Raw genomic sequence first — 26,090 nt, forward strand, 5'->3', positions numbered from 1 at the left:
TTTTGAGTTCAGACGATGCAAGCATCGCTCCCGGCGGCGCTCCGGCTGGCGGCCGACCGTTTTTCGTCCCTTCCCGCCATCTTGACCGACGAGCGACGCGTCGATTTCGCCGAATTCGACCGCGCGTCCGATGCCATCGCCGCCGGACTCGCCGTCCGGGGCGTCGCCAAGGGTGAGCGCATCGGTCTCTACTGCATCAATTCGGTGGAGTTCGCCCTGGCCTATGCCGGCATCGTCAAGGCCGGCGCCGTCGTCGTGCCCATCAACCTGTTGCTCAGCGCTGAAGAGGTGCATTACAACCTCGCCGACGCCGGGGTCAGCGGGCTGATCTATCACGGTCAGGTCTCGGCAAACGCGGCCGCCGTGGCGGACCGGCTTTCCGGACTCAAGGTCCGTGCCGGCATCGGCCTCGATGGTCCGGATGGAGATGTCTGGCGGGCCCTCTTGGAAGAATCGGCAGCGCCCCCCTGCATCGAATTCGATGGAGGGGAAGACCTGGCGGCGATCCTCTACACCTCCGGCACGACCGGGCATCCCAAGGGCGCAATGCTGACCCACGGCAACCTGTTGGCGAATACCACGAGCGTGCGGGAGGCCCTGGATTGGCGCCCTGGCGAGGACCGGGTCTTGGTGGTGTTGCCGATGTTTCATGCCTTCGCGGCCACCGTCGGCATGCTCACGCCACTCCTCCACGGCTGTGCCCTGATACCATTGGCGAAATTCGAGCCGGATCGGGTGGCCGACACCATCGGCCGCCACCGCGCGACTCTGTTCCTCGGCGTGCCCAGCATGTATGCCCTGCTGTGCCGGCTCGGGGAGGAGCGGATCGCCCGGTTCGGAACCGTCCGGCTCTGCGTGTCCGGCGGCGCGGCCTTGCCGCCCAGCGTGATGGAGCAGTTTCAGGCACGTTTCGGCTTGCCCATACACGAGGGCGATGGTCCGACCGAATGTTCGCCGGTGACCTGCGTCAATCCGGTAGCCGGCCCCGTCAAACGTGGCACGGTCGGTCTGCCGGTACCGGGAGTCGAAATGAAGATCCTCGGCGAGGACGGCGCCGAACTTCCCAGGGGCGAACTGGGCGAAATCGCGGTGCGAGGCGCCAATGTGTTCAAAGGATACTGGAATCAACCGGAGGCGACGCGGGAATGCTTCCGCGACGGCTGGTTCCTCACCGGGGATCTGGGCCAAGTGGACGACGACGGCTATTTCAGCATCGTCGACCGCAAGAAGGATCTGATCATCGTCAACGGCATGAACGTCTATCCGAGGGTGATCGAAGAGGTCCTGTGCCGGCATCCTGCGGTCCGGGAGGTCGCCGTGGTCGGCGACCCGGATCCGTTGCACGGTGAACGGGTGGTGGCCTATGTCGTACTGGACGCGCCCGCCAGCGAAGCCGAAATCCGCGCCTGGTGCAAGCCTTATCTGGGGCGGCACGAGATTCCACGCCAGGTCAAGGCTCTCCAGCAGTTGCCCCGTAATGCCGCCGGCAAAATAGTGAAGCGGCAGCTGCGGCGGCAGGGTGAAGTGGAGCGCGGGGTGGATGCCTGACAGGGCATCCTCTGAAGCGCTCCGATGCCCCCGTTCCAGGCGGGAACGGTCCCTGATTCCCGTCGCGGTCCAGGTCCCCGCGGTCGGGGGGCGTCGTTGCACTGCCGCCTGCTGCCTTGAAGGAATTTGAGGGGGCGTGCGCCCGAGGCAGTTCGATGACTTTCTCCCAGAGCCGCAAACCCTGCCAGTCGTGGTCAAACTGGGCCGGTCGTAAACTTTACGACGCTCTCTGAGCGCCGGGCGGGTGATGCGTCACCGGTTCGTTCTGCCTCGGGAGCGCCGGGAATATCGTGAAATACGACAGTCTTGCAACGGCTTTTGGAGCGGCCATGGCCGCAAACGAGCCCGCTATGCCGACCGTCCGGCCCCTCCTGCTCTGCAGGAGATGCCGAGGTACACCGAGCCTCGGATCATCGTGGGGTAGACCAAGAACGAAACGGCTGGCTTCCTGGAAACGCGACCGCTGCTGGTGGACAGGCCGGCCTTCGGCGAGTGCAAGTCCGCGGAATCCAACGTGCGTGGCGCTGATCTCGCTACGCCTGCGTAGCCCCCATTTATGCGGGTCAAGCCCTTGGGGGGTGGTCGATGAGTGGCCGACAGAAACCGAGCCGGCGGCGATATACGGCGGAGTTCGAGGAACTGCCGGTCAAACGCATGCTTTGGGTGGCATCCCGTGGCGACGGTGGCGTGGGAGTCGGGGGTTGGCGCCGGGCTGATTCCCAGCGGGCGGGCGCGCCATCGTCAGCGATCCGGACCTGGGGCGTTGGATGCGGAGCAGGCGGCAGCGAATGCGCGACTCGAGCGACCGTTGTCCAACGGGAGGAGAAGGACCGGCTCAAGACGACGACCTAGCCGCCTTTCGGGCGAGGGGATGGCAGCGCTATCATTCCCGTCCCAGCCACCGGCAGTGCGGCCGATTTGAACGAAGACTCAGTCCCTCCGCCTTCCCATGAACTCCGCCACCCGAGCCATGACCTGTGAAGACGACTACGATCCCAGTGCCCTGACGGTTGAGATGGCACGGACGCGGATTCTCGACGCCGTGTCTCCCTTGGCCGAAGCCGAGACCGTAGGTCTGCGGTCCGCGCTGGGCCGGGTGCTGGCGGCGGATGTCCGCGCCACGGTTGCCGTCCCTTCGGCGCCGAATTCAGCGATGGACGGCTACGCTTTGCGAGGCTCGGACTTGCCGCCGTCGGGAACGAACCGCCTGAAGGTCGTCGGCGTGTCGCGTGCCGGTGCGCCCTACCGCGGCGTTGTCGGGAAGGGACAGTGCGTGCGGATTTTCACTGGCGCCGTGATGCCGGCAGGGGCCGATACCGTCGTCATGCAGGAACGTGCCGAAGCCGAAGGCGATTGGGTGGTCATCGGCGCCGGGGAAAAGTCCGGCCAGAACGTTCGGGAGAGGGGGGAGGATGTCGCCGTCGGCCAAGTCGTACTGGCGCGCGGGCGTCGTATGACGCCCGCCGATCTGGGGGTGCTGGCCGGGCAGGGACAGGCACAGGTGTGGGTCTACCGCAGGCTGAAGGTTGCGCTGTTTACCACCGGGGATGAGTTGCGGGAGCCCGGTGAAGCGCTGGAGGAGGGCTGCCTGTACGACAGCAACCGGTACACGTTGCTCGGCATGCTGCAGCGCCTCGGAATCGAAGTACGTGAATTCGGTGCCATTCCTGACGACGGCCAGCGACTGGAAACCGTGTTGATACGGGCGTCCGCCGAAGCGGACGCAATCGTTTCGACCGGCGGTGTTTCGGTCGGCGAATTCGACCTGGTGCGAGAGACGCTGGAGCGGGTCGGACGCATCCAATTCTGGAAAATCGCGATGAAGCCGGGGCGGCCCATCACGGTCGGCAGCATCGGCCGCACCGCGTTCTTCGGCCTGCCCGGAAATCCGGTAGCGGTCATGGTGGCGTTCTACCAGTTCGTGCAGCCGGCGTTGCGCCGGATGACGGGCGAGTGGCCGTTGTCGGCCCCGGTCGTGTTCAAGGCCGTCTGTCGGTCGAAACTCAGGAAGCGACCGGGCCGGGTGGAATTCCAGCGCGGCATCGTCGAGCTGGACGGCGAGGGCCGGATGGTGGTCCGCAAGACGGGCCAGCAGGGCTCCGGCATTCTGACCTCGATGAGCCAGGCCAACTGTTTCATCGTACTGCCACTGGATAGCGGGCCGGTGGAACCGGGCAGCCTGGTGGACGTACAACCGTTCTTCGGCCTGGTCTGATTTCGTCGGATCGAGGAAGATTCGACCGCCGAGCAGGGCTTCTCGAGCCCAAAGGAGTATGACCGTTTCCACCGGATGATCACCGTGGAGCTCCGTGATGGGGCGACACCAGCCGCCTTCCGTGCCTGCTTCCTCATGCGCCGGGTCGAGGGTGGTGAAGCGGGTTCGATGATGTTCACCCCTGTCCTCGGAATTCCGCCCGGCGCGGGAATTTCCGTGCCACCGCCGGCGTTCCGGACCCGAATCCCCAGGCCGGCGTGCGCCTGCATGCCCAAGGCGCAATCGCAGGACGGTATCTGGCGCCTGATCGGTGCCGTCTTCTTTGACGGCAACGGGAGGGATGCGGAGTCGATACGCTGCCCGGGGCGTGGCGCACGAACAGCGGGGCGAACCGAGGGGATGGAGGGACAAATCTGGAAACGGGGCTGCACCCGTGCGCGACTCTACCGCGCCGGCTTCCACAGTTTCGGGCCATCGTAGCGAGGAAAGCTGAACATGCCCGCCTTGAAACTCTCGGCCATGTGCTCGGCGCGCGCTATGGCTCTGGCTGCGGAATCGGCCGGCAGCACTTCCCGCGCCGCTTTGCGGAACAGCTCCAGCCAGATGTCGAAATGCTCCGGCTGCAGCGGAAGCTGCGCATGGACGGGGTAGGGATGCCCGCGGTACCTGTCCGTGTCCAACAGGGTCCGCGACCAGAAATCCTGGACCACGCGGTGATGCGTGTCCCAGTCCGTTATGGCGGCATCGAAGATGGGCCGCAGCCTGTCGTCGGCGAGGACCTGCCGGTAGAAGCGCCGGACCATTTCGGCGATCTGCTCTTCGGTGGGAAGGTGAGTGCTCATGGATGAGGTGCAGCGAGTCGCCATGGTTGGCGACAATCTATCACACGGTCACCTCATCGCGCTGCGGTTGTGGAAACACCGACCAGAGGCGATCCGGCCGGTGTTTCTCCGAGCGGGGAATGCGCTCTTTAGGGACCGCGTCCGACGCTATTTCTTCTTTTGTCTCGTTCCGGTCGCAGCCGGTTGCAAAACGTCCGTCAACGATTTGTCCATGTTGCCGTATTTGTCCGCCGGAATGGCGAAGACACGGCCGGCAAAACGCCGGTTGAGCCGTTCCACCTCCTTGTCCAAGGCTTCCAGCCGCTGCCCCGGATCGGGAGCGGGCGTCGCCTGGGCCGGGGAACCTGGGGTCTTTCCGGCGGCCGGTGCCTGAGAAGGCGTGTCCCCTTCGGACGGGAGGCGGCTTTGGGCCGGTTGGGGATCCAGTTTCGCCGAAAACTGGGCGTAGTGCCTGCCGTCCTGGTTCCAGGCCTTTACCTCGATCGTCAGTCCGTCGAAGGTCCGGTATTGGGCTTTGAGCAGATTGCTTTCCGGAGGAATGGCGACCGCAGAAATCGGGAAGACGTCGACCAGGTTCAGACCCGCGAGCGTCGATGCGAGCCCGCTGATGGTGGAATCGGCTTCCCGTCCGGGCGGTAGATCGGCAACGTTGTAGGTGCTGTCTTCGGGTTTCGATTTGAACAGGCGCAGGCTCTTGCCTCCCGGCCGGGATAGCTTGATTTCCATGATCCTGCTCGAAGGAATGTCGGTGAGTGCCTTGTCCAGCCACCGGAGCGGGTCCCGCTCGATGTGCAACACCCCCTTCGCCAGCCAGCTCTGTTTCTCCTCCGGTCTCCGGATGAAAGTGGCGCCATTGTCGTCATCGACCTTGCCGACGATGAGACGGGCGGGCTGGTTCAGTCCTTCCAGCCGCAGCTCGACGCCGCGGGCCTCCTTGGCCTGGACGTCTTCAACGCCCAGGCTGGCGTAACGCTCGACGTTGACAGTCTTAGGCTCAAGCAGTTCTGCGTCTGCCAGCGTGATCAGCATTTCCCGCAACTTTCCGCCGTCCGCGGGGTAACCGTCCTTCTCCCGGACCTTCCAGCCTTGCTCCTCCTTCAGCAAGCTGACCAAGGTCTTGTTTTCCGGACCCATGATGGTGATGGATCGGATCTCATTGAGATGATCCCGCAGTTCGGGGAGGGCATAGCCCCCGCCCTTGGGTTCACTGACGGGCTGGCGGCCCGAGGCTATCGTCAGGGCGACGATAACGGCGAGAACGGCGGCGGCGCCGAGTCCCAGCACCGCCCTGGCATCGAGATGAGTCATCGTTTGTCTCCTTCAAGCCTTTTCTCGCCTGGCGTTCCAGGCGATGAAACCCAGCGTGCCCAGGGTGAGCAGGAGGGGCACGAGCGCGATGTCGATGAACTTCAGCCGGGCTCCCAGTGCGTCGATGTCCGCATCCAGTTGACGCCGCACTTCGCGCAGTTCCTTGCGGATTTCGAGTTTGCGCCTGAGAAAGTCATCCAGCTCCTTCCGCTGTGCGGGGCTGAGGACGAAGGTGTCGTCGCCGGTTTTGCCCCTTTGCAGCTCGGCCAGCTTCCGTTCGGTTTCGCCGAGTTCCTGCTGGAGCTCCCGCTCCTTGCTGCGGAAGCGGTCGTCCGCTGCTGCCTTGAGTTCTTCGACCTTGGTGAATGGACGTGCCGAGGTGCCTCGTCCCCGTATCGAAATCAGATCCGAGCTGCCGGCGAGATTGTCGACCGCATTGACGAACAGGTCACCGTTGCCGGCGAAGGTGGTGAGCAGCTTCCGGCCGAAGAAGCTGGAAGACCTGACCCACAGCCGGTCGCTGAGCAGATCCGTATCTGCTATCAGCAGTATCTCCCCGGTTCCCTTGGCTTCGGCCAAGTGGCCCGGATCGCCGCGTTGCGGAAAGGCGGTTTTGAACTTGCCTTCCAGCCTGCCGGCGACGATCAGGCGCTCGCCACCCGGCTTATAGTCCTGCAGCAGGCTGGAGGGGTCGCCGAGGAAGCGGATGCGGTCTGCGGGGACGACCATGGCCTGGTCGCTGGTCTGGAGCAGGGGAGTCAGCCGGCTCCCGCCGTCCGTCGTCGGCCTGAAGTGGCCGACGCTGGCGAGATGAATGGTGTCGAGGTTGGCGGTGATCACGTCGGCGGCGTTCAGATCCGGTTTGCCCAACCGCAGGATCGCTGGATGCCGGCTCGGAGGAGCGCCAGGGGCGGTATTGACCGTGACCGCACGGGCGCGGTCCAGCACCGCTTCATCGGGTTTGTACTCCACCCCCCAGGCCTTGAACAAGACGGGAAGGTCAGAAGCCTTGGGAGTCACCATGGCCGCCATCGGATCGCGGGGATCGCCCACGCCGTCGTTCTCCGCATGGGGATCGACGAACACCATCAGACGCCCGCCTCGCAGAACGAACTGGTCCAGGGCGTACTGGGCGTCCTCGCCGAGCCTTTTGGGATGGACGACGACCAGTACTTCGATTTCGGGGGCGACGGCCTTGAGGCTGTCGGCGTCCAGGGACCTGACGTCGAACGATTGCGAGAGCTGTTCGTAGACGGTCCAGGGTGCGCCCATGTCTCCGCGTTGCGGGTCGAAGCCGCCCGCCAAAGGCAGACTGGAAACGAGTCCCACCACCGGTTTTTTCGGCGTGGCCAGATCATGGACGAGCTTGACCAGATCGTATTCCAGAAACGCTTCCTTACCGGGCTCGAAGAACGGGATGGTGGCCCGCCCATCGGTCGAGTTGCTGCCTTCCAGGCCGAGGAATACCTTTTCCCCGGAGGGTCCGAGCGGAATACCCTGGAGTCCGGCCGCTGCCGCCCGGTCTTCCGCTTCTGAATAGGGCAAGGGATCGATCACCTCGAGCTCGATTTTGCCTCCGGCGCGCGATCTCATCTCTTCCAGCATTTCCCGAACCCGGTCGAAGTACAGCCGGAGTCCCCGTACATCGGGGCGATTGCTTTCGGCGGTCGCTTTGTCGGAGAAGTACAATCGCAGGTGGATGGGCTCATCCAGCTTCGCCAGGATGTTACGGCTTCCATCAGACAGGGTGTACAGCGAGTTTTCCGTCAGATCGAGCCGGACGCCGCGGAAAAGGGCATTGGAAATCAGTGTCAGGGACACGAAAAGCACTGCCAGGACGGCGAGCGCGCTGCCGCTCAGGGTCTTGCGATTCAGGGTCATGGTCCTTTGCTCCTTAATCGGCCTTCTTCAGGTCGATGACGACGGCATTGGCATACAGCCAGAAGCCGATGGTGAGGAGGAAATAGATCAGGTCGCGCAGATCGATCACGCCACGGGAAATACCGTTGAAATGGCTGAGGAAGCTCAGGCCGGCGATCGCATCCACCAGGCTTTGGGGGGCGATGGCGCGGAACAGGTCCAACACCAGCGGAAAACCGGCCAGAAGGAACAGGAAACACACCACCACACTGAGGATGAAAGCGACGACCTGGCTGCGCGTGGCCGCCGACAGGCAGGCGCCGATGGCGAGATATGCCCCTGCCATGAGCAGACTGCCGAGATAGCCCGTAACGATGACTCCGTTGTCCGGATCGCCCAGATAATTGACCGTGATCCAGATGGGGAAGGTCAGCGCCAAGGCCAAGGCGACGAAGGACCAAGCCGCCAGGAATTTGGCCAGCACGGCCTGCCCCATGGTGACGGGCAGCGTCAGCAGCAGCTCGATGGTGCCGCTTTTGCGTTCATCGGCCCAAAGCCGCATTGCCACCGCCGGCACCAAGAACAGATAAAGCCAGGGATGGAACTGGAAGAACGGCTCGAGATCGGCCTGGCCGCGTTCATAGAACCGGCCCAGGTAAAATGTGAAGGCGCCGGACAGCAGCAGAAAGATGACGATGAAGACGTAGGCCACGGGCGTGGCGAAATAGCTGCGCAATTCGCGCTGGAAGAGGGTCAGGATCGGCTTCATGCGTGGGCCTCTCGCAGGTGCGACTGGGTGATGTTCCGGAACACCTCATCCAGACGTCCGGTTTCGAGCTGGAGTTCGCGGACGGCGATGCCCTGCGCTCTCAGGGCGTCGCCGACGGCCATCAATATCTGCTGGCCTTTGCGGGGGAAGGCGGTGATGCGCTGGTTCTGAGGATCGATTTCGACGGTCTCGACCTCGGGGATGGCCGTCAGAGTCTCCCTGGCTTTCGCGGTTTCATCGGTGGTCAGGGACACCGCCATGTGGTAGCGGGAACGGGCCTCCAGCTCGCCCGGCGTGGCATCGGCCAGGAGTGTACCGCCGGCGATCACTACGACGCGGTTGCAGACCGCGTGCACCTCCTCAAGGATGTGGGTGGAAATGACGATCACCTTGTTCTCAGCCATATCGTTGATCAGACGCCGGACTTCGTGCTTCTGATTGGGATCGAGGCCGTCGGTTGGTTCGTCGAGGATCAGGACGGGGGGATCGTGGAGTATGGCCTGCGCCAGACCGACGCGGCGCTTGAAGCCCTTGGAGAGCGTGTCGATGGTTTGCTCCAGCACGCCTTCCAGGCGCAGACGTCCGATCACGTCGTCCAGCCGGCGTCGTTTCGACTCTGCCGTGAGTCCCCGAATGCCGGCGATGAATTCGAGAAACGAGCGGACCGTCATTTCGCCATAGCTGGGAGCGCCTTCCGGGAGATAGCCCAATGCCTTCTTGGCTTCGATCGGGTGCGTCTCGACGTCGAAACCACAGACTTTCGCGCGGCCGGCCGTAGGGGAGAGAAAGCCGGCGATCATCTTCATGGTGGTGGATTTACCGGCACCGTTGGGACCGAGGAAACCGAGCACCTGTCCGACTCGGACCTCGAAGGTGACGGCGTTGACGGCTGTGAAACGGCCATAGCGTTTTGTGAGCGCCGAGGCTTCGATCATGACGGGTACCTCGGTGGTTGGGGGGACGGGGCCAACGGAGCAAGCATGCGTTCTACCTCCTCATGGGTTGCAGTTGCTTGAGAGTCCGCGTCGATTCATAGGGACGGAGCCGGGTTTTTCAAGGCAGCGGGAGGCGGTCAGGAAAATGTCCCGCGGCAGGGTGGGCGCGGGGTTCCATCTTGGTTGCGGGAGCCACCAGCCTGGTTGTCAGCAACCGAAGAACCGCCAGACATGCCAGCCATTTGTCGCGTAACCTTGTGATTTCACGGGATTGGTTGTCTGGCTCGAATCGTGCTTGAATTTTTTCCGAGGCACGGCTCATTCCGTGTACGGCATCGGGGATGCAAACACCATGAAATTTCTGGACAAGGCGCTCGATGAGCTAGAGAATTTTTCTTCGGACCAGGAAACGGGGCATCACGAACGTGCCCTCACCTTTGTCCTGGTCGGTTTCGTTTCACTGATCGTCTTGACGGCATTGATCTGACAGCAGGCAAAATAAATCACCGGGCTCCCCTCCGGCAGAAGGAAGCAGGCACGTCCCAGGATTCCAGGCTTCCTTATTTCGACGCCTTGTTGGATGGTTTCGAAATGGAAGACACGGAGATTTGCGAGGCTTTCGGTCGCCATGTCCATTGGGGCTACTGGGATCGGGAACCGGAGCAGGCGCCGACGTCGGCCGAGTTCGCAAGGGCGGCCGAGCGTTTGTCCCGAGAGGTCTGGGAGGCTGCGGCCATCCGTGACGGCGACCGTGTGGTGGATGTCGGCTGTGGCTTCGGCGGCACGCTGGCCAGCATCGGTGCGCAACGCAGCGGCGTCTCCCTCACCGGTGTCAACATCGATCACCGTCAGCTGACCCGCGCCGCCCGGCTGACGAAAACCACCCGTGCCGGAAACACGCTGGCATGGTTGTGTGCCGACGCCTGCGCACTCCCCCTCGCCGATGCAGTCTGCGACGTCGTTCTCGCGGTCGAGTGCATCTTTCATTTCCCCGATCGGCGGCGCTTTTTCGCCGAAGCCTGGCGGGTGCTGAAACCCGGTGGCCGGCTGGCATTGTCCGATTTCGTGCCGGTCGGAGTGCTTTTGCCGGCGACCGCGGCCGCGGGACTGTGGCCGGGTTCCCGCGGGTTCTATGGCAAGGTCGACATGCGCTGCACCGCACGCCGTTACGCGAAGCTCGCCGCGGAAGCCGGGTTTGTACCGTCATTCGATCGCGACATCACCCGCCACACACTGCCGACTTACCCGTTCCTGCGCCGCTTGAGCCCGCGGTTGGGGAATCTGCGGTTGTCCGCCACGATGGAAACGCTGTTTGCCGAGCTGGCCAGCCGGCTGGGGCTCCTGCGCTATCGTATCCTCGCCTTCCGCAAGCCGGGCGACTGAGCCGGCAATCGGTACGGCCCGTGAACGGCGCGTGCTCCCAGTCGCCAAACCGGCTATCCTCTGCCCATTTGCAGCGACAGTGGGGAACCGTCTTGAAATTCGGGCAAAAGGTTTTGAACAGGGTCATGGTGGGCGGCTTGGCGGCCCTCGGGGCTGGCTGCGGCGATCCCGGCTATCAGGGCTATCTGAACAAGGACGAGCCGTTCGGGTACTATTCGGTGGGAGCCGGCAATCCGTACGCCGGCATGGGCTATTACGGCGGCTATGGTGGTTTCTACGGTGACCCCTATTATTACTATGGTATGCCGTATGGTATGGGCGGTTACTGGGGCGATCCGTACGTGGGCGTCGTCGATGAGCATCACCGCTGAGCCAGGTTCTCCGCTACCACGCCTGCTTGCGGGTCTGTCCGTATGGGCATTGGCGGGCTGTGGGCCGGGAGCCGAGGCCTATCTGACGCAGGACGGTGAGCCCATGGGTTATTATGCCGGCCAAGCGGGCAACCCGCTGGGCGGGAGTGGCTTCTACGGTGGCAACCCCTACTATTATTATGGAATGCCCTATGTGGGACCTTATGGATATGGGGTGGGCGGCGGATACATGAGCGCCGGATCTGCGAGCGGCGGCTACTGGGGAGGGCCCTGGTGAGCTAAAGCCTGATCCCCTCGCGCCGCAGCTGCCACAGCCGCTTCAGCATGTGCCTTTCCAGGGTGCGGATGCTGGCCCGGGTTTCAGCCAGCGACCGCTCTTCGGCTTCCAGCTCTTCGCGCAATGCAGCCGCCGCGATCCGGTAGTCATCGAAGAGATAGAACCGTCGCGTCAGGATTTCGAGCCGGTTCTGGACGAAGTTCAGCATGGCACCGGGCACCGCGAGGTAGCGCCAGTGGCTGTCTTCGGGCTTGAAGCGAGCCAGGCCGAATCCCAAGGCGGCGATCAGCGGGGCGTGCCCGGCGCGGATGGCGAAACTGCCGGTGTCGTCGGCGCCGACGAAGGTTTCGATGCCCTCGATTTCCTCGCAGCGATGGGTGTCCCTGAGGCTCAGAACAAAGGTTCTCATGAACCGCGGCCGAGTGTGCCGCGCATGTAGCAGTCTTCTTCCGCCAGGTCGTCGTAGCGCCCGGTCAGAAATCCTTCACAATCGCCGAGCGTGGCGTCGAGTGGGACACTGACGCCGGCCAGCCCAGTGTGCTGCGCGGTGACGAAGAAAGGCTGGGTCAGGTAGCGCTGAAGCTTGCGTGCCCGCAGCACGAGGAGCCGGTCCTGGGGGGAGAGTTCCTCGATTCCCAACATGGTGATGATGTCTTCCAGCTCCCGATAGCGGGCCAGATGTTCCCGCACCCCCTGGGCGATCCCGTAGTGACGGTCACCGATCACATGGCGGTCCATCAGCCGGCTGGTCGAGGCCAGCGGGTCGATCGCCGGATAGATGCCCTTGCCTGCCTGGACGCGCGACAGCACTACGGTGGTGTCGAGGTGGCTGAGAATGGCGGCCACGGCCGGGTCGGTCATGTCGTCGGCGGGTACGTACACGGCCTGTACGGAGGTGATCGCACCGGCGGCGGTCGAAGTGATGCGTTCCTCGATTTCCGCTACCTCGGTGGCCAGGGTCGGCTGGTAACCCACGGTCGCAGGCATCCGGCCCAGCAGGCTGGAAATCTCGCTGCCGGCCTGAACGAAGCGGAACACGTTGTCGATGAGGAACAGCACTTCGGTGTGCAGCGTGTCGCGGAGGTATTCGGCATAAGTGAGGGCCGTCAATCCGACCCGGAAGCGGACGCCGGGCGACTCGTCCATCTGGCCATACACCAGCAGTGACTTGTCGAGGACGCCGGCCTCGGCCAGTTCGCGCCACAGTTCGTGGCCCTCGCGGATGCGCTCACCCACACCGGCGAAGACCGAGACTCCCCGGTGCAGGGCGCTGACGGCGTGCATGAATTCCATGATCAACACCGTTTTCCCGACGCCCGCACCGCCAAACAGGCCGGTCTTGCCGCCGCGGGCGAAAGGGCAGAGCAGGTCGATGACCTTGATGCCGGTCTCCAGCGTTTCACCGGCAGCGCGCGATTCGGCCAGCGGTGCCGGCGGACGGTGGGCGTCGCGGTACTCGGAGTCGGGTAGCGGCGGGCCGTTGTCCAGCGGTTCGCCGAAAAGGTTCACCAGGCGGCCCAGGCAGGCTGTGGACACCGGGATCTGCAGCGGCGCCCCAAGATCGTGAACCACCATGCCGCGTTTGAGACCCGTAGTACGGTGTAGCGTCACGGCCCGAACATGGCTTTCATCGAGATGCTGGTGGACCTCGAATAGATAGGTTTCATGATCGATCCGGCTGTACAGGGCCTGTCGGAGCGGCGGCAGCGTCTGGCAGGCAATCACCACCACCGGTCCGTGGACCTCGGCGATGCTGCCGATGACGGGGGCTCGCTCCTGCATGGCCGGCATGGGGGAAGCGGTCAGCCGGTTTCGACGGGGGTATCGGTCCGCCCGCCCCATTCGCTCCATGAGCCGTCGTAGACCGCGGTATCGGTGCGCCCCAGCAGATACAGTCCGAGCGCCAAGATCGAGGCCGTCACACCGGTTCCGCAGGTCGTGGTCACCGGGCGGTCGAGGTCGATACCAGCATCGCGGTAGAGTGCCGCCAAAGCGGCGACGGATTTGAAGCAATGGCTGGTTTCATCGATCAGCCGTTGGAAGAACAGGTTGCGGCTGCCGGGGATGTGGCCGGAGCGAAGGCCGGGCCTGGGCTCCGGCTCCGTGCCGGCGAACCGTCCGGGCGAGCGGGCGTCCAAGATCTGAATGGATCGTTCCGCTGCCGCCTTCCGCAAGTCCTCGAGGTTCGACACCAGTTCCGGGCGGAACCGGGCCTGGAATTCGCATTCGGTCCGTGCCGCCTCCTCGGACGACAACGGCAGACCTTGTTCCCGCCAGCACCGTAACCCACCGTCGAGCACCGACACGCGATCGTGGCCGAATACCCGGAATGTCCACCAGACTCGGGCCGAAGCCATGAAGTCATTGCCGTCGTAGGCGATGACATGGGTGTCGTTGCCGATCCCCAGCCGGCCGACCTGCTCCGCGAAGAACGCAGGGGCGGGCAGCATGTGAGGCAAAGGACAGGTGGTGTCGGCGATCGCATCGATGTCGAAGAACCGGGCGCCCGGAATATGGGCGGCACCGAATTCGGTCTTGGCGTCGCGGCGCTGAGCCGGCATGAAGAAACTGGCGTCGACGACCACGACCTGGGGATCGTGCAGATGCCCGGCCAGCCAGCGGACATCGACCAGTGGAGGGAAAGCGGTCTCGGGCATGGGTACCGACCTGAAATCTCGGGAGAGACTGGCATGATACCATTGCCGTCCGTCCTTCCGGCGGACAAAAAAAGACCCGCCGGAAAGGCAGGTCAAGCGTGAGCTCTATGGCACACGAGGAGGAGATCGTCGCTGAAGGTGAAATCGGGCCCGCGGCTCATTTGCCGAGCGAGCGGTAATGGTTCCAGCAATAGCCGACGCTGCCGGCAAAGGTGGCAAAGAGCGCCGTGAACAGAACGAGTTCGAGAGCAGTCATAAGAAATACCTCGACCCTTGAATGTGGAACACGGTGCTAGGTTATAGAGATGTAATTGTGTTGACAATGCGGCTATTTAGCAATTCATTGTTAACTGAACAAAGTGGTCTCACCGTTGTCACGCTTCGGACGGTTCAGAGGACCGCCAGCAGATTGCCGAGGATGCGTTCGTAGATCGCGGACAGTGCTTCCAGGTCTTCGACCGCAACGTGCTCATCGATCTTGTGGATGCTGCCGTTGAGCGGTCCCAGCTCCACGACCTGGGCACCGGTCGGGGCGATGAAGCGACCATCGGAAGTGCCGCCGCCGGTATCGGCACGCGGCTGGAGGCCGGTGACTGCGGCGATGGCAGCACGGGTCGCGCTCACCAGCTCCGTTTCCCGGGTCAAAAACGGCAGACCGGAGAGTCGCCAGCTCAATTCATAGTGGAGGCCGTGGCGGTCGAGGATGGTTTCCACACGGCGCTGGATGGCCTCCACGGTCAGTTCGGTCGAAAAACGGAAGTTGAACAGAACCTCGAGTTTGCCGGGGATGACGTTGTCGGCGCCGGTTCCCGCCCGGATGTTGGAGACCTGAAAACTGGTCGGAGGGAAGAATTCGTTGCCTCCGTCCCAGATTTCGGTAGTGAGTTCGTGAAGCGCGGGAGCGAAGCGGTGGATGGGGTTGTCGGCCTTGTCGGGATAAGCGACGTGGCCCTGCACGCCCAGGATCCGCAGCACGCCGCCCAAGGAGCCTCGGCGGCCCACCCGGATCACATCGCCCAGCTGGGCGAAGCTCGACGGCTCGCCGACCAGACACCAGTCGATCACCGTGTCTCGCGACTTCAGGACATCCACCACCTTGACCACGCCGTCGTAGGCCGAGCCCTCTTCGTCACTGGTCAGCAGGACGGCGAGGGAGCCCGGGTGCCCGGGGTGGTGGACCACGAACCGCTGCAAGGCCGTGGTCATGGCTGCGATACTGCCCTTCATATCGGCCGCGCCACGTCCGTACAGTCGGCCTTCGCGGATTTCGGGCGCGAAGGGGGGGGAGGACCAGTCTTCCAGGGGACCCGGCGGCACCACGTCGGTATGGCCCAGGAACACGAAGAGGGGCGCCGCTTCGCCGCGTCGGAGCCAGAGGTTCTTGGTGTCACCGAAATTCAGCCACTCGGCCTGGAAGCCATGGGGCGCCAGCCGTTCGATCACCAGGTCCATGCAGCCCGCATCTTCGGGGGTCACGGATTCGCGCCGGATCAGCTCGACGGCGAGATCGAGGGTATCGCTCATGGGAGGAGGTCGGCAAGACCGAGGAAAAATCGGCCCGCGTGTTCGACGACCGGGCGCTTGATCAGTGTCGGGTGTTTCAGCATGAGTTCCAGCGCGTGTTCCCGCTGGAGCGGTGTCCGGATGGGTTCCGGCAGCGCGCGCCAAGTGGCGCTGCGGCGGTTGAGCAGATTTTCCCAACCCAAGTCCGTCACCATGCGTTCGAGCAGGAGCCGGTCCAGGCCGTCGCGACGAAGGTCGTGGAAACATGAGCTGTATCCTCGGCTTTCCAAGGCCTGGCGCGCCTTGCGGCAGGCTTCGCAGTTGGCGATGCCGTAGAGGGTGAGGGTCGTCATGTTCAGAACTTGAGGTCTTCGAGACTGGATATCCGCGGCTCGATCCGGCCGCCCTCGCCGTCGCCGTGGACGAACACGGGTTCCCGGCGGATTTCGTCCCTGATCTGCCGGGCGATTTCTCCCCTGTCGTAATAGGGACTGGCCGGGATGCGGATCAAAGGCAGTCCGGCGGCGTGGCACAGCAGCGCGACCGGCTCATCCGCTTCCTGAGCTTTGCGTCCCGCGCCGTGCTCGGCCAGCTCCACGATTCCGGCGACGGACAGGTCCGGCTTGTGGCAGAGCACGAACGTGAAGCGGCGGCCGGCCATCGACTGGTAAAGCTCGCCCGCTTCCCTGCGGCCACTGCCGCGATGCGGAGACAGGATGTCGCTCGCCCGGATTTTTGCGAAGACCTCGAACTCGTCCCCGATCGCGCTCTTCAAGACGGCAAACAGGGCATGCTCTTCCGGGGAAAACAGGATCCGTTTGATCTGGCAGGGGAGGGTACGGGCGCGTCTGAGCTTACGCCGGGGGAGAGTGCGTAGCAGCCCGCCGACGGCCAAGACAGCCGCCGCGCCATAGAGGTACCAGAGCCAGTTCATCGGGATGTCGATTGGAAGCGGAACGATCGGTGGGACGAGTAAAGATATCAGAGCCAGTGCGCAATTTCCCGTTGCAGAGGGAAAATCCGTGAAGCAGTGTTTTTCCGCCGAGCGAATGGCGGATCAATAGACACGCTTCTGTGGCGGTATCGGCTCCACGTCGGAGGTCAGAGTATGGAGGTGGACGGGCCGGTACGCTATGGTCGTTTCGTGCCGCTGGTCGAGCCAAATCAGCGAGTGCTTGAGCCAGTGAACGTCATCCCGCTCCGGGAAGTCCTCGCGGGCATGGCTGCCGCGGCTTTCCTCCCGGTTAAGTGCGGCGGCGACGGTCACCATGGCCTGCTGAAGCAGATTTTCTAGCTCCAGGGTTTCGAGCAGATCGGTGTTCCAGACCAGGGAGCGGTCCCGGATGCACACGTCGCTGAAGGAGTCCATGATCCGCTTCAGCGCTTTCACCCCTTCCCGTAACACCTCGCCGGTCCGGAATACGCTGGCGTGGCTCTGCATCGTGCGCTGCATGTCCAGCCGGATGTCGGCGGTCCGACGGCTGCCAGAGGCATGACGCAGGCGGTCGAAGCGGGCCAGGGTGGTATCACAGGCGCCCTCGAGCAGAGGTTTGTGCATCTGGCGCGGCCGGATCAGTTCGGCGCAGCGCAACGCGGCAGCACGCCCGAACACGACCAGATCCAGCAATGAGTTTGAACCCAGCCGGTTGGCGCCATGCACGGAGACACAGGCACCTTCACCGATCGCCATCAGGCCCGGCACCACGGTTTCCGGATCTCCGTCCTTGAGAGTCAACACCTCTGCACGGTAATTGGTGGGAACACCGCCCATGTTGTAATGCACGGTCGGCAACACCGGGATCGGTTCCCGGGTCACGTCGATGCCGCCGAAGATCCGGGCGGTCTCGGCGACGCCGGGAAGCCGCTCCTGGATGACCGCCGGGTCGAGATGTTCCAGATGCAGATGCAGGTGATCTTTTTCCGGCCCGAGACCGCGGCCTTCCCGAATCTCGATCGTCATGGCGCGGCTGACCACGTCGCGCGAGGCCAAATCCTTGGCATGCGGGGCGTAGCGCTCCATGAAGCGCTCACCTTCGGAATTGGTGAGATAGCCGCCTTCACCCCGCACGCCCTCGGTGATGAGGCAGCCGGCACCGTAGATGCCGGTGGGATGGAACTGGACGAACTCCATGTCCTGCAAGGGCAGGCCGGCCCGCAGCACCATCGCATTGCCGTCGCCGGTGCAAGTATGGGCCGAGGTGGAAGAAAAATAGGTCCGTCCGTAGCCGCCGGTCGCGAGCACGGTCATGTGTGCCCGGAACAGGTGCAGCGTCCCGTCATCAAGACGCCAGGCCAGCACACCGCGGCATTCACCTTCGTCCATGACGAGGTCGAGGGCGAAATATTCGATGAAGAACTCGGCTTCGTGTTTCAGCGACTGTTGGTAGAGGGTCTGCAGGATTGCATGGCCGGTATGGTCTGCGGCGGCGCAGGTGCGCTGGGCTACGCCTTTGCCATAGCGCGTGGTCATGCCGCCGAAGGGGCGCTGGTAAATCTTGCCGCTTTCTGTGCGCGAAAATGGAACACCATAGTGCTCCAGTTCGATGACTGCCTGCATGGCCTCGCGGCACATATATTCGATCGCGTCCTGGTCGCCCAGCCAGTCCGAGCCTTTGACCGTGTCATACATGTGCCAGCGCCAGTCATCCTCGCCCATGTTGCCGAGCGCGGCGCTGATGCCTCCCTGCGCCGCCACGGTATGGCTGCGGGTGGGAAACACCTTGGTGATGCAAGCGGTCTTGAGGCCCTTCTCAGCCATCCCCAGCGTGGCGCGCAGGCCCGCACCGCCGGCGCCGACCACGACGGCATCGTAGGTGTGCCGGATGATTTCGTAGGCCTTGCCCATTTCTGCTACGTGAAGACGATGCGGAGGATGGCGTAGACAGCTGCCAGCGTGAGGAAGGAGACTACCAGTTTGACACCGAGGATACCGACCAGTTTGAGCCAGTCGAGATGGACATAGTCCTCGATGACGACCTGCAAGCCGAGCATCGTGTGGTAGAAGGCGATCAGGATGAAGGAAAGGAGCAGCAGAGTGTTCCAGGGGACGTTGATCCAGGCCACCAGCTCGGCATGGCTGGCGGAAGGAAGCAAGGCTACGCTGAAGGCGAACCAGAGTCCCAGCGGGACCAGTGCAACCGCCGTCACTCGCTGCCGCCACCAGTCGTGCAGTCCTTCGCGGGCGGAGCCGAGGCCACGGGCCCGAGCGAGGGGAGTCCGGTAGTTTTTCATCGGGCTCAGCTCCGGGCGAGGGTGGCGATGGCGACGGCCAGGACCAGTACCAGAGCCGCCGCAAATTCGCCCAGCGCGTAATACAGGAGGGAATCCCGCGAGAAACCATGGCCGGTGTCCCAGACGAGGTGGCGAATGCCATGGGAAAGGTGGAAAAGCAGGGCGGTGATCCAGATCCAAAGCAGGCTTCTGCCGGCGATGCCGGACAGGAAGGCATGGACCGGTGCATAGGCCGACGGCCCCTGGACCACTGACATGAGCACCAGCACCAGCCCGATCAAGCCGATGCCAAGCAGGACGCCGGTGATCCGGTGGCTGATGGAGAGCAGGGCCGTGACCGGCAGGCGATAGACCTGGAGGTGAGGAGAAAGCGGACGTTCGCGGACGGACGGGCGGGGCGGCTCGGTGTTCATTCTCTCCATGGACGACGCGATGGCCTCACCGGTTCAGGCGCAGCCGTTTCCGTGCGGATCGCTCGGGAACGTGCCGGAGATCCATGGCGCCGGCGTCACTTTCCAACGCCGCTCAGAACCAGCCTCACTACACCGTACACCGTCAGGACGAAAACGACAGTGCCGATGATGCCAGTCACGATGTAGGCCTTGGCCGAGCCGTGCTGGAAATCCCGGAGCCGGTTCTTTTCGCTCTGTACGCCGAAAGCGCCGGCAAGCGTGCTGACGATCACTTGCAGCAGGTTGGGTTTGTCGAAGTTTTCGGACATGGGTGTGTCGTCGGGTTCGCGGCGGAACGTCCCTGTTCGGACCGTCGGTCAGGATGCGGGCGTGGAAGTTTTTTTCCGGAGCAGATAGTACTTGATCCCGAAAGCGCCGGCGATCACCAGCAGCACCAGGGCCACGGCGATTTTGTCACTGCTGATCACGTCTTCGTCCACGTTCAGGCCATAGGTGCGCACATAGGTGCTCAGGAAGTAGAGGGTTTGAACCGTGGCGATGGACAGCGTGAGAGAGACGATGAACTTGTCGGCGACCGGGTACTCCGAAAAAGCCACTTTGTCGAAGAAGAGCTTGGTGATCAGATAACCCGGGACGAACATTTCCAGGATGGTGATCACGAATCGTTCCACCCAGTAGAACGGCGATGTCGTGGCGAACACCGACAGCAGGATGATGACGACGGCGCTCACCCCGGCGATACCGATCCAAAGTTTCTTGTCTACTTCACCGAATTCCAAAAAGTCGCTGATTTTCATTGTTTTTCTCCTAGCGTTTCTTGAAGAAATAGAAACCTTCTATTCCTCCTCTCAATATCATGCTATCGGCGGTTTTTTCTTGAACCGCATAGTCGATCGTCTTGCCGGGACGGCCGGGATCGTCGGCGGAGATCTTGCCGTCCACGATCTGGTACTTCCATTCGTGCACGTCGTTCATCTTCAGATGCCGGTTGTAACCCGAGGTCACGATGACGCCGTCGGGACGGAACTCCCAGGTGCGGTTCTCCTCGATCCTGGGGCCCTTCAGCGAGGAAGACACCGTTTCGAGCTGCCAGGTTCCCACGATCTCGCTCGCATCTTTCAGGTAAACATCGGCGGCCGCGGTGCCGGCCGAAAGTCCCGCGAGCAGCGCGATGCCCGCCAGGGTGGAAAAACGCTTCATTCCGATCCTCCTCATTCAAGTGCCCGTTGCAGGGTGGCGGCTCTCCTTCCGTTCGTCTGCGAGGCGGAGGGAGGCGCTCGGGTCTGTTCCCAAGTGACCGGTGAATTGTCTCCCGGTTGACTCGCATCTGGCAAGGAACCCGCCAAGTTTATCCATGGCGCCCAAGCGAATACAATGGAGCGCTTTTCTTTCCGGCGTCGGACCATGAATCTCCCCGTTACTGCCATGGAGCGTTCGTCGCTCCTAAAACGTCTGCTCAAGGAACGCATCCTGTTTCTCGATGGCGCCATGGGTACGATGATTCAACGCTACAAGCTGGCGGAGGCCGACTACCGGGGCCAGCGCTTCGCCGATTGGCCGCGGGACCTGAAGGGCAACAACGACCTCTTGTCGCTGACCCGTCCGGACGTGATCGAGGCCATCCACTGGGCTTATCTGGAAGCGGGGGCCGACATCGTGGAAACCAACAGCTTCAATGCCACCCGCATCAGCATGGCGGATTACGGCATGGAGCCGCTGGTCTACGAGATCAACGTGGCTTCGGCCCGGCTGGCCCGGCAGGTGGCGGACCGTATGAGCCGGCAGACGCCGGACCGGCCGCGTTTCGTCGCCGGGGTCCTGGGACCGACCAGCCGGACCGCCTCGATATCGCCCTCGGTCAATGATCCAGGTTTCCGCAACATCGGCTTCGACGAACTGGTGGCGTCCTACGACGAGGCCGTACGCGGCCTGGTCGATGGTGGTGCCGACATCATTCTGATCGAGACGATCTTCGATACTCTCAATGCCAAAGCGGCCGTATTCGCCGTCGAGCGGTTCTTCGAGCAAGAGGGCCATACCCTGCCGGTGATGATCTCCGGCACCATTACCGATGCCTCGGGCCGCACGCTGTCGGGGCAGACTACCGAGGCCTTCTGGAATTCACTGCGCCACGCCAGGCCGATTTCGATCGGCCTCAATTGCGCACTCGGGGCCAAACAGCTCCGCCAGCACGTCGAGGAACTCTCGCGCATCGCCGACACGTACGTCTCCGCACATCCCAATGCCGGCCTGCCCAACGAGTTCGGCGAATACGACGAATCACCCGAAGCGATGGCCCGCGAGATCGCCGACTGGGCCGAGCAGGGTTTCCTCAACATCATCGGTGGCTGCTGCGGTACCACGCCGGCACACATCGAGGCAATCCACGACGCGGTCCAGCATTTCCCGCCCCGGCGCATCCCGGAGATACCGCCGGCCTGCCGTCTGGCCGGCCTGGAACCCTGCAACATCACGGCGGGCTCACTGTTCGTCAATGTCGGCGAACGTACCAACGTGACGGGTTCGGCGGCATTTCGGCGCATGATCCGGGAGGCGAAGTACGATGAAGCCCTGGAAGTGGCGCGCCAGCAGGTCGAGAGCGGAGCCCAGATCATCGACGTCAACATGGACGAGGGCATGCTCGATTCGAGGGCCGCGATGGTGCAGTTTCTCAACCTCATCGCCGCGGAACCCGACATCGCCCGCGTGCCGGTGATGATCGATTCCTCCAAGTGGGAGATCCTGGAGGCTGGCCTCAAGTGCCTCCAGGGCAAGGGTATCGTCAACTCGATCTCGCTCAAGGAAGGGGAGGCGGCTTTTCTCCACCATGCCCGGTTGGTGCGGCGTTACGGCGCGGCTGTCATCGTCATGGCTTTCGACGAACAGGGCCAGGCCGACACCCGCGAGCGTAAGGTCGAGATCTGCGAGCGGGCTTACCGGCTGCTGACTGAAAAGGCCGGCTTCCCGGCCGAGGACATCATCTTCGATCCCAACATCTTCGCGGTGGCGACCGGCATCGAGGAACACGACCGCTACGGTCTCGATTTCATCGAGGCCGTGGCCGAAATCAAGTCTCGGCTGCCGCATGCGCTGGTCTCGGGGGGGGTGTCGAACGTCTCCTTCTCGTTCCGCGGCAACGATGCGGTGCGTGAGGCCATCCACGCGGTGTTCCTATACCACGCCATTCGCGCGGGGATGGACATGGGGATCGTCAACGCCGGTCAGCTCGCGATCTACGAGGAAGTGCCGGAGGAACTGCGCGACGCCGTGGAGGACGTCATCCTCGCCCGCCGTGAGGATGCCACCGAGCGCCTGCTCGCCATTGCCGACCGTTACCGGGGCGAGGAGGGCGCAGGCAGCGAGCGCAAGGCCGATCTGGCCTGGCGCTCGCTGCCGGTGGACAAGCGCCTGGAACATGCGCTGGTCAAAGGCATCGACGAGTTCATCGAGGTCGATACGGAAGAAGCGCGCCGGCAGTTCGAACGGCCGCTGCACGTCATCGAAGGACCGCTGATGGCCGGTATGAACGTGGTCGGCGATTTGTTCGGCGCCGGCAAGATGTTCCTGCCCCAGGTGGTCAAATCGGCGCGGGTGATGAAGAAGGCCGTGGCCTATCTGATGCCTTACATGGACGCCGAGAAGGCTGGAACCGAGGTCGGCACCAACGGCAAAATCCTCATGGCGACGGTGAAGGGCGACGTGCACGACATCGGCAAGAACATCGTCGGCGTGGTGCTCCAGTGCAACGGTTTCGAAGTGATCGATCTGGGCGTCATGGTACCCTGCGACAAGATTTTGCAGACCGCCCGTGAGGAAAACGTCGACATCATCGGCTTGTCCGGGCTGATCACGCCCTCATTGGATGAGATGGTCCATGTCGCCAGGGAAATGGAGCGGCTCGGTTTCGAAATTCCGCTCATGATCGGCGGCGCCACGACGTCCCGAGCGCACACGGCCGTCAAGATCGAGCCCAATTACCATGGGCCGACCGTCTATGTGACCGACGCCTCGCGCAGCGTCGGCGTGGCGGGCAGTCTGCTCAGTGCCGACCTGAAGGACGAATTCACGGCCCGGGTGCGCAAGGAATACGAAGAGGTACGGCGGCATCATGCCGGACGCCGCATCCAGGGTACGTTGCTGAGCCTGCAGCAGGCGCGGGCCAGGGCCTTCCATACGGACTGGGCGCATTACGTACCGCCGGCGCCGCATCTGCTGGGTCTGGAAGTGTTCGACGCCTACCCCCTGGAAGAGATCGCCGGATACATCGACTGGTCACCGTTCTTCCATACCTGGGAGCTGGCCGGCAGCTATCCAAGGATATTGGACGACGAGGTGGTAGGGGAACACGCCCGCACACTGCTGCAGGATGCCCGTGCCATGCTGGCGCTCTTGACCGAACAGCGCTGGCTCACCGCTCGTGGCGTGATTGGATTTTTTCCAGCCAATTCGGAAGGGGATGACGTCGTGCTGTGGACCGACGAAAGCCGGACCGAGCGGCTGGCGGTGTTGCATCATCTGCGTCAGCAGCAGGACAAGCCGGGGGGGCAGCCCGCATACTGTCTGGCGGATTTCGTCGCGCCGGTCGGCAGCGGGGTGGCCGACTACCTGGGCGGATTCGCCGTGACCGTTGGCCATGGCATCGAGGCGCCGTTGGAGCGGTTCGCCCGGGTCCATGACGACTACAGCGGCATCATGCTGAAGGCGCTTGCCGACCGGCTGGCCGAGGCCTTCGCGGAACGGATGCACCAGCGGGTGCGGCGTGAGTTCTGGGGTTATGCGCCGGAGGAGTCGCTGGACAACGAGGCGCTGATCGCCGAGGCGTATCGCGGCATCCGGCCGGCCCCGGGTTACCCGGCCTGTCCTGATCACACCGAGAAGGCCACGCTGTTCCGCCTGTTGGATGCCGAAGCCAACACCGGCATTTCACTGACCGAAAGCTTCGCCATGTATCCGGCTTCCTCGGTCAGCGGCTGGTATTTTTCGCATGCTTCGGCAAAGTACTTCAACGTCGGTAAGATCGGCCGCGACCAGGTCGAAGATTACGCTCGGCGCAAGGGGATGACGGTACGCGAGGTCGAGCGCTGGCTGGCGTCGAGTCTCGGCTACGATGCCGATTGAGTCCGACCTCGTTCTATACGGCACGGACGGTTGCCATCTGTGCGAGGAAGCCGGGGAGCTGCTGGCGGGGCTGGGGGTGGTGGCGACGGCAGTGGACATCCTCGGCGACGACCATCTGTTGCAGCGGTACGGTCTCCGGATTCCGGTGCTGCGGGATGGCGCCGGGCGCGAGCTGGACTGGCCGTTCGACGCCGCGGCCGCGCGGCGGTTTTTGGGGCACGACTGAATCGAAGGGGGACACAGGGTAATGAGCCAAGACGACTATCGCATCGAAAAAGACAGCATGGGTGAGCTGCGGGTTCCGGTTTCCGCGCTCTACGCGGCTCAGACCCAGCGTGCCATCGACAATTTTCCGGTGAGCGGGCTGGCTTTGCCGCCGGCGTTCATCCGCGCGATCGCCCGGATCAAGCAGTGCGCGGCCCGGGTCAATGTGGCGCTGGGGCATCTGGATGCAGGCAAGGGCGAGGCGATCATGGCGGCGGCCGAGGAGATCATCGGCGGGGCATACGCCGACCAGTTTCCTGTCGACGTGTTCCAGACCGGTTCCGGCACCAGCACCAACATGAACGTCAACGAAGTGCTGGCGACTTTGGCTTCCCGGCGCGCGGGAACGCCCGTGAGCGCCAACGACGACGTCAACATGGGGCAGAGCAGCAATGACGTCATCCCCACGGCGATTCACGTCAGTGCCGCGCTGGCAGTCAACGAACATCTGATCCCGGCGCTGGAACACCTGGCGGCGACGATACGCTACAAGGGCTTGGCGCATCCGAAGGCGGTCAAGACCGGGCGGACCCATCTGATGGACGCCATGCCAGTGCGGCTGGAGCAAGAACTCTCGGGCTGGGCGCTGCAGGTCGCCAACGGCGTCGACCGCCTGCGGGCGAGTCTGCCGCGGCTTTACAAATTGGGGCAGGGCGGCACGGCCGTGGGCACTGGCATCAACGCCGATCCGGCCTTCGCTTCCTCCTTCGCCGAAGCTCTGGCCGATGCCACGGGCCTGCCTTTTCGCCCCAACGATTCGTTCTTCGAGAGCCTGAGTTGCCAGGACGCGGCAGTCGAACTGTCGGGCCAGCTCAAGACCATCGCCGTCGGCATCATGAAGATCGCCAACGACCTGCGCTGGATGAATTCGGGTCCCCTGGCTGGCCTGGGGGAGATCGAGCTGCCCGCGCTCCAGCCCGGCAGCTCCATCATGCCCGGCAAGGTGAATCCGGTGATTCCCGAAGCCGCCTGCATGGTCGCGGCGCAGGTCATCGGCAACGACGCCGCCATCACGGTGGCTGGTCAGTCGGGTTCTTTCCAACTCAACGTGATGCTGCCGGTGATCGCCTACAACTTGCTGCAGAGCATCGAGTTGCTGGCCAACATTGCTCGTCTGCTGGCCGACAAGGCCATCGCCGACTTCCGGGTGCGTGAGGACAATCTGCGCCGGGCTCTGGCAACGAATCCGATCCTGGTCACCGCACTCAACCCGGTGATCGGCTACCTGAAGGCGGCGGAAATCGCCAAGACCGCCTACCGGACGGGGCGGCCGATTCTGGAGGTGGCCATCGAAATGAGCGGTCTGGACCGCGCCGAACTGGAGCGACTGCTCGATCCGGCGGCCCTGACCACCGGCGGCATCCACGGTGTACCCGCCGGCGCGGCGGGCTGATCG

26 protein-coding genes are annotated in these 26,090 nt (G+C 63.5%); 9 read left to right on the top strand and 17 right to left on the bottom strand.

Annotation, left to right across the window (positions count from 1 at the left end):
- Nucleotides 1–15 precede the first annotated feature (15 nt).
- Both ACSHWJ_RS01065 and moeA read left to right on the top strand, forming a co-directional pair.
- A complete protein-coding gene (locus tag ACSHWJ_RS01065) occupies nt 16–1,548 on the top strand; it encodes a long-chain-fatty-acid--CoA ligase (protein WP_017365290.1) in 1,533 nt (510 codons plus the stop codon).
- Nucleotides 1,549–2,518: 970 nt separating this feature from the next.
- Nucleotides 2,519–3,763 carry a molybdopterin molybdotransferase MoeA gene (gene moeA / locus ACSHWJ_RS01070; RefSeq protein ID WP_432539174.1) on the top strand — a complete coding sequence of 415 codons (1,245 nt, stop codon included), beginning with the start codon at nt 2,519–2,521 and terminating at the stop codon, nt 3,761–3,763.
- Between the two features lie 443 nt (nt 3,764–4,206).
- On the opposite strand, the gene ACSHWJ_RS01075 is transcribed toward moeA, so the two are convergent.
- The 5 genes from ACSHWJ_RS01075 to ACSHWJ_RS01095 form a co-directional block, all read right to left on the bottom strand.
- On the bottom strand, nt 4,207–4,605 hold the full coding sequence (locus ACSHWJ_RS01075; RefSeq protein WP_017365706.1) for a group III truncated hemoglobin: 399 nt from the start codon (nt 4,603–4,605) through the stop codon (nt 4,207–4,209).
- Between the two features lie 147 nt (nt 4,606–4,752).
- Nucleotides 4,753–5,913 (bottom strand): DUF4340 domain-containing protein, encoded by a 1,161-nt coding sequence (locus ACSHWJ_RS01080; protein WP_218800102.1) that lies wholly within the window; start codon nt 5,911–5,913, stop codon nt 4,753–4,755.
- Between the two features lie 12 nt (nt 5,914–5,925).
- Complete coding sequence (locus ACSHWJ_RS01085) at nt 5,926–7,794, bottom strand: GldG family protein (protein WP_432539175.1); 1,869 nt, start codon at nt 7,792–7,794, stop codon at nt 5,926–5,928.
- Nucleotides 7,795–7,807: 13 nt separating this feature from the next.
- The gene (locus ACSHWJ_RS01090; RefSeq protein WP_010960832.1) at nt 7,808–8,542 is read right to left on the bottom strand and encodes an ABC transporter permease subunit; all 735 of its coding nucleotides are present in this window, start codon (nt 8,540–8,542) and stop codon (nt 7,808–7,810) included.
- A complete protein-coding gene (locus ACSHWJ_RS01095) occupies nt 8,539–9,477 on the bottom strand; it encodes an ABC transporter ATP-binding protein (protein WP_010960831.1) in 939 nt (312 codons plus the stop codon). The genes ACSHWJ_RS01090 and ACSHWJ_RS01095 overlap by 4 nt, the downstream gene beginning before the upstream one ends.
- Nucleotides 9,478–9,829: 352 nt before the next feature.
- On the opposite strand from ACSHWJ_RS01095, the gene ACSHWJ_RS01100 reads away from it, so the two are divergent.
- The 4 genes from ACSHWJ_RS01100 (at nt 9,830) to ACSHWJ_RS01115 (ending at nt 11,508) form a co-directional block, all read left to right on the top strand.
- The gene (locus tag ACSHWJ_RS01100) at nt 9,830–9,964 is read left to right on the top strand and encodes a hypothetical protein (RefSeq protein WP_256992910.1); all 135 of its coding nucleotides are present in this window, start codon (nt 9,830–9,832) and stop codon (nt 9,962–9,964) included.
- Nucleotides 9,965–10,068: 104 nt separating this feature from the next.
- Nucleotides 10,069–10,860: a class I SAM-dependent methyltransferase gene (locus tag ACSHWJ_RS01105; RefSeq protein WP_050738237.1), complete on the top strand. Its 792-nt coding sequence runs from the start codon at nt 10,069–10,071 to the stop codon at nt 10,858–10,860.
- A 92-nt stretch (nt 10,861–10,952) separates the two neighbouring features.
- The gene (locus ACSHWJ_RS01110; RefSeq protein WP_041361071.1) at nt 10,953–11,231 is read left to right on the top strand and encodes a hypothetical protein; all 279 of its coding nucleotides are present in this window, start codon (nt 10,953–10,955) and stop codon (nt 11,229–11,231) included.
- Nucleotides 11,215–11,508, top strand: coding sequence for a hypothetical protein (locus tag ACSHWJ_RS01115; RefSeq protein ID WP_432539176.1), 294 nt, complete (start codon nt 11,215–11,217; stop codon nt 11,506–11,508). The genes ACSHWJ_RS01110 and ACSHWJ_RS01115 overlap by 17 nt, the downstream gene beginning before the upstream one ends.
- Before the next feature lies 1 nt (nt 11,509).
- Here the strand turns inward: ACSHWJ_RS01115 and ACSHWJ_RS01120 are convergent, their stop codons facing one another.
- The 12 genes from ACSHWJ_RS01120 to ACSHWJ_RS01175 all read right to left on the bottom strand — a co-directional run bounded on the left by ACSHWJ_RS01120 (nt 11,510) and on the right by ACSHWJ_RS01175 (nt 20,512).
- The gene (locus tag ACSHWJ_RS01120; RefSeq protein WP_017365700.1) at nt 11,510–11,917 is read right to left on the bottom strand and encodes a hypothetical protein; all 408 of its coding nucleotides are present in this window, start codon (nt 11,915–11,917) and stop codon (nt 11,510–11,512) included.
- Nucleotides 11,914–13,299, bottom strand: coding sequence for a F0F1 ATP synthase subunit beta (gene atpD / locus ACSHWJ_RS01125; protein WP_218797755.1), 1,386 nt, complete (start codon nt 13,297–13,299; stop codon nt 11,914–11,916). Before atpD ends, ACSHWJ_RS01120 begins: the two co-directional genes overlap by 4 nt.
- Before the next feature lie 11 nt (nt 13,300–13,310).
- Entirely contained in the window at nt 13,311–14,165 is an 855-nt protein-coding gene (gene sseA / locus ACSHWJ_RS01130; RefSeq protein WP_256996449.1) for a 3-mercaptopyruvate sulfurtransferase, read from the bottom strand.
- A gap of 390 nt (nt 14,166–14,555) precedes the next feature.
- The gene (gene dapE / locus ACSHWJ_RS01135) at nt 14,556–15,689 is read right to left on the bottom strand and encodes a succinyl-diaminopimelate desuccinylase (RefSeq protein ID WP_432539177.1); all 1,134 of its coding nucleotides are present in this window, start codon (nt 15,687–15,689) and stop codon (nt 14,556–14,558) included.
- Nucleotides 15,686–16,021: an arsenate reductase gene (locus tag ACSHWJ_RS01140; RefSeq protein ID WP_432539178.1), complete on the bottom strand. Its 336-nt coding sequence runs from the start codon at nt 16,019–16,021 to the stop codon at nt 15,686–15,688. The genes dapE and ACSHWJ_RS01140 overlap by 4 nt, the downstream gene beginning before the upstream one ends.
- Nucleotides 16,022–16,023: 2 nt before the next feature.
- A complete protein-coding gene (locus ACSHWJ_RS01145) occupies nt 16,024–16,602 on the bottom strand; it encodes a DUF2726 domain-containing protein (protein WP_432539179.1) in 579 nt (192 codons plus the stop codon).
- A gap of 123 nt (nt 16,603–16,725) precedes the next feature.
- Nucleotides 16,726–18,513, bottom strand: coding sequence for a succinate dehydrogenase flavoprotein subunit (gene sdhA / locus ACSHWJ_RS01150; protein ID WP_432539180.1), 1,788 nt, complete (start codon nt 18,511–18,513; stop codon nt 16,726–16,728).
- Between the two features lie 5 nt (nt 18,514–18,518).
- Nucleotides 18,519–18,899 carry a succinate dehydrogenase, hydrophobic membrane anchor protein gene (gene sdhD, locus ACSHWJ_RS01155; protein WP_010960821.1) on the bottom strand — a complete coding sequence of 127 codons (381 nt, stop codon included), beginning with the start codon at nt 18,897–18,899 and terminating at the stop codon, nt 18,519–18,521.
- 5 nt (nt 18,900–18,904) lie between these two features.
- Nucleotides 18,905–19,312 carry a succinate dehydrogenase, cytochrome b556 subunit gene (sdhC, locus tag ACSHWJ_RS01160; RefSeq protein WP_228370308.1) on the bottom strand — a complete coding sequence of 136 codons (408 nt, stop codon included), beginning with the start codon at nt 19,310–19,312 and terminating at the stop codon, nt 18,905–18,907.
- Between the two features lie 95 nt (nt 19,313–19,407).
- The gene (locus tag ACSHWJ_RS01165; protein ID WP_041361066.1) at nt 19,408–19,620 is read right to left on the bottom strand and encodes a DUF2970 domain-containing protein; all 213 of its coding nucleotides are present in this window, start codon (nt 19,618–19,620) and stop codon (nt 19,408–19,410) included.
- Nucleotides 19,621–19,668: 48 nt separating this feature from the next.
- Entirely contained in the window at nt 19,669–20,109 is a 441-nt protein-coding gene (locus tag ACSHWJ_RS01170) for a hypothetical protein (RefSeq protein WP_017365690.1), read from the bottom strand.
- A gap of 10 nt (nt 20,110–20,119) precedes the next feature.
- Nucleotides 20,120–20,512: a hypothetical protein gene (locus tag ACSHWJ_RS01175; RefSeq protein WP_010960818.1), complete on the bottom strand. Its 393-nt coding sequence runs from the start codon at nt 20,510–20,512 to the stop codon at nt 20,120–20,122.
- A 204-nt stretch (nt 20,513–20,716) separates the two neighbouring features.
- On the opposite strand from ACSHWJ_RS01175, the gene metH reads away from it, so the two are divergent.
- Genes metH through ACSHWJ_RS01190 form a run of 3 tightly spaced genes read left to right on the top strand, consistent with a single transcriptional unit; the run spans nt 20,717 to nt 26,087 of the window.
- Nucleotides 20,717–24,430 (top strand): methionine synthase, encoded by a 3,714-nt coding sequence (metH, locus tag ACSHWJ_RS01180; RefSeq protein WP_432539181.1) that lies wholly within the window; start codon nt 20,717–20,719, stop codon nt 24,428–24,430.
- Nucleotides 24,420–24,656, top strand: coding sequence for a glutaredoxin family protein (locus ACSHWJ_RS01185; RefSeq protein WP_010960816.1), 237 nt, complete (start codon nt 24,420–24,422; stop codon nt 24,654–24,656). Before metH ends, ACSHWJ_RS01185 begins: the two co-directional genes overlap by 11 nt.
- Nucleotides 24,657–24,677: 21 nt before the next feature.
- Nucleotides 24,678–26,087: a class II fumarate hydratase gene (locus tag ACSHWJ_RS01190; protein WP_010960815.1), complete on the top strand. Its 1,410-nt coding sequence runs from the start codon at nt 24,678–24,680 to the stop codon at nt 26,085–26,087.
- Nucleotides 26,088–26,090: the final 3 nt, after the last annotated feature.

The organism is Methylococcus sp. S1M, assembly GCF_051295855.1.
In the GTDB taxonomy this organism is placed as follows: Bacteria; Pseudomonadota; Gammaproteobacteria; order Methylococcales; family Methylococcaceae; genus Methylococcus; species Methylococcus capsulatus.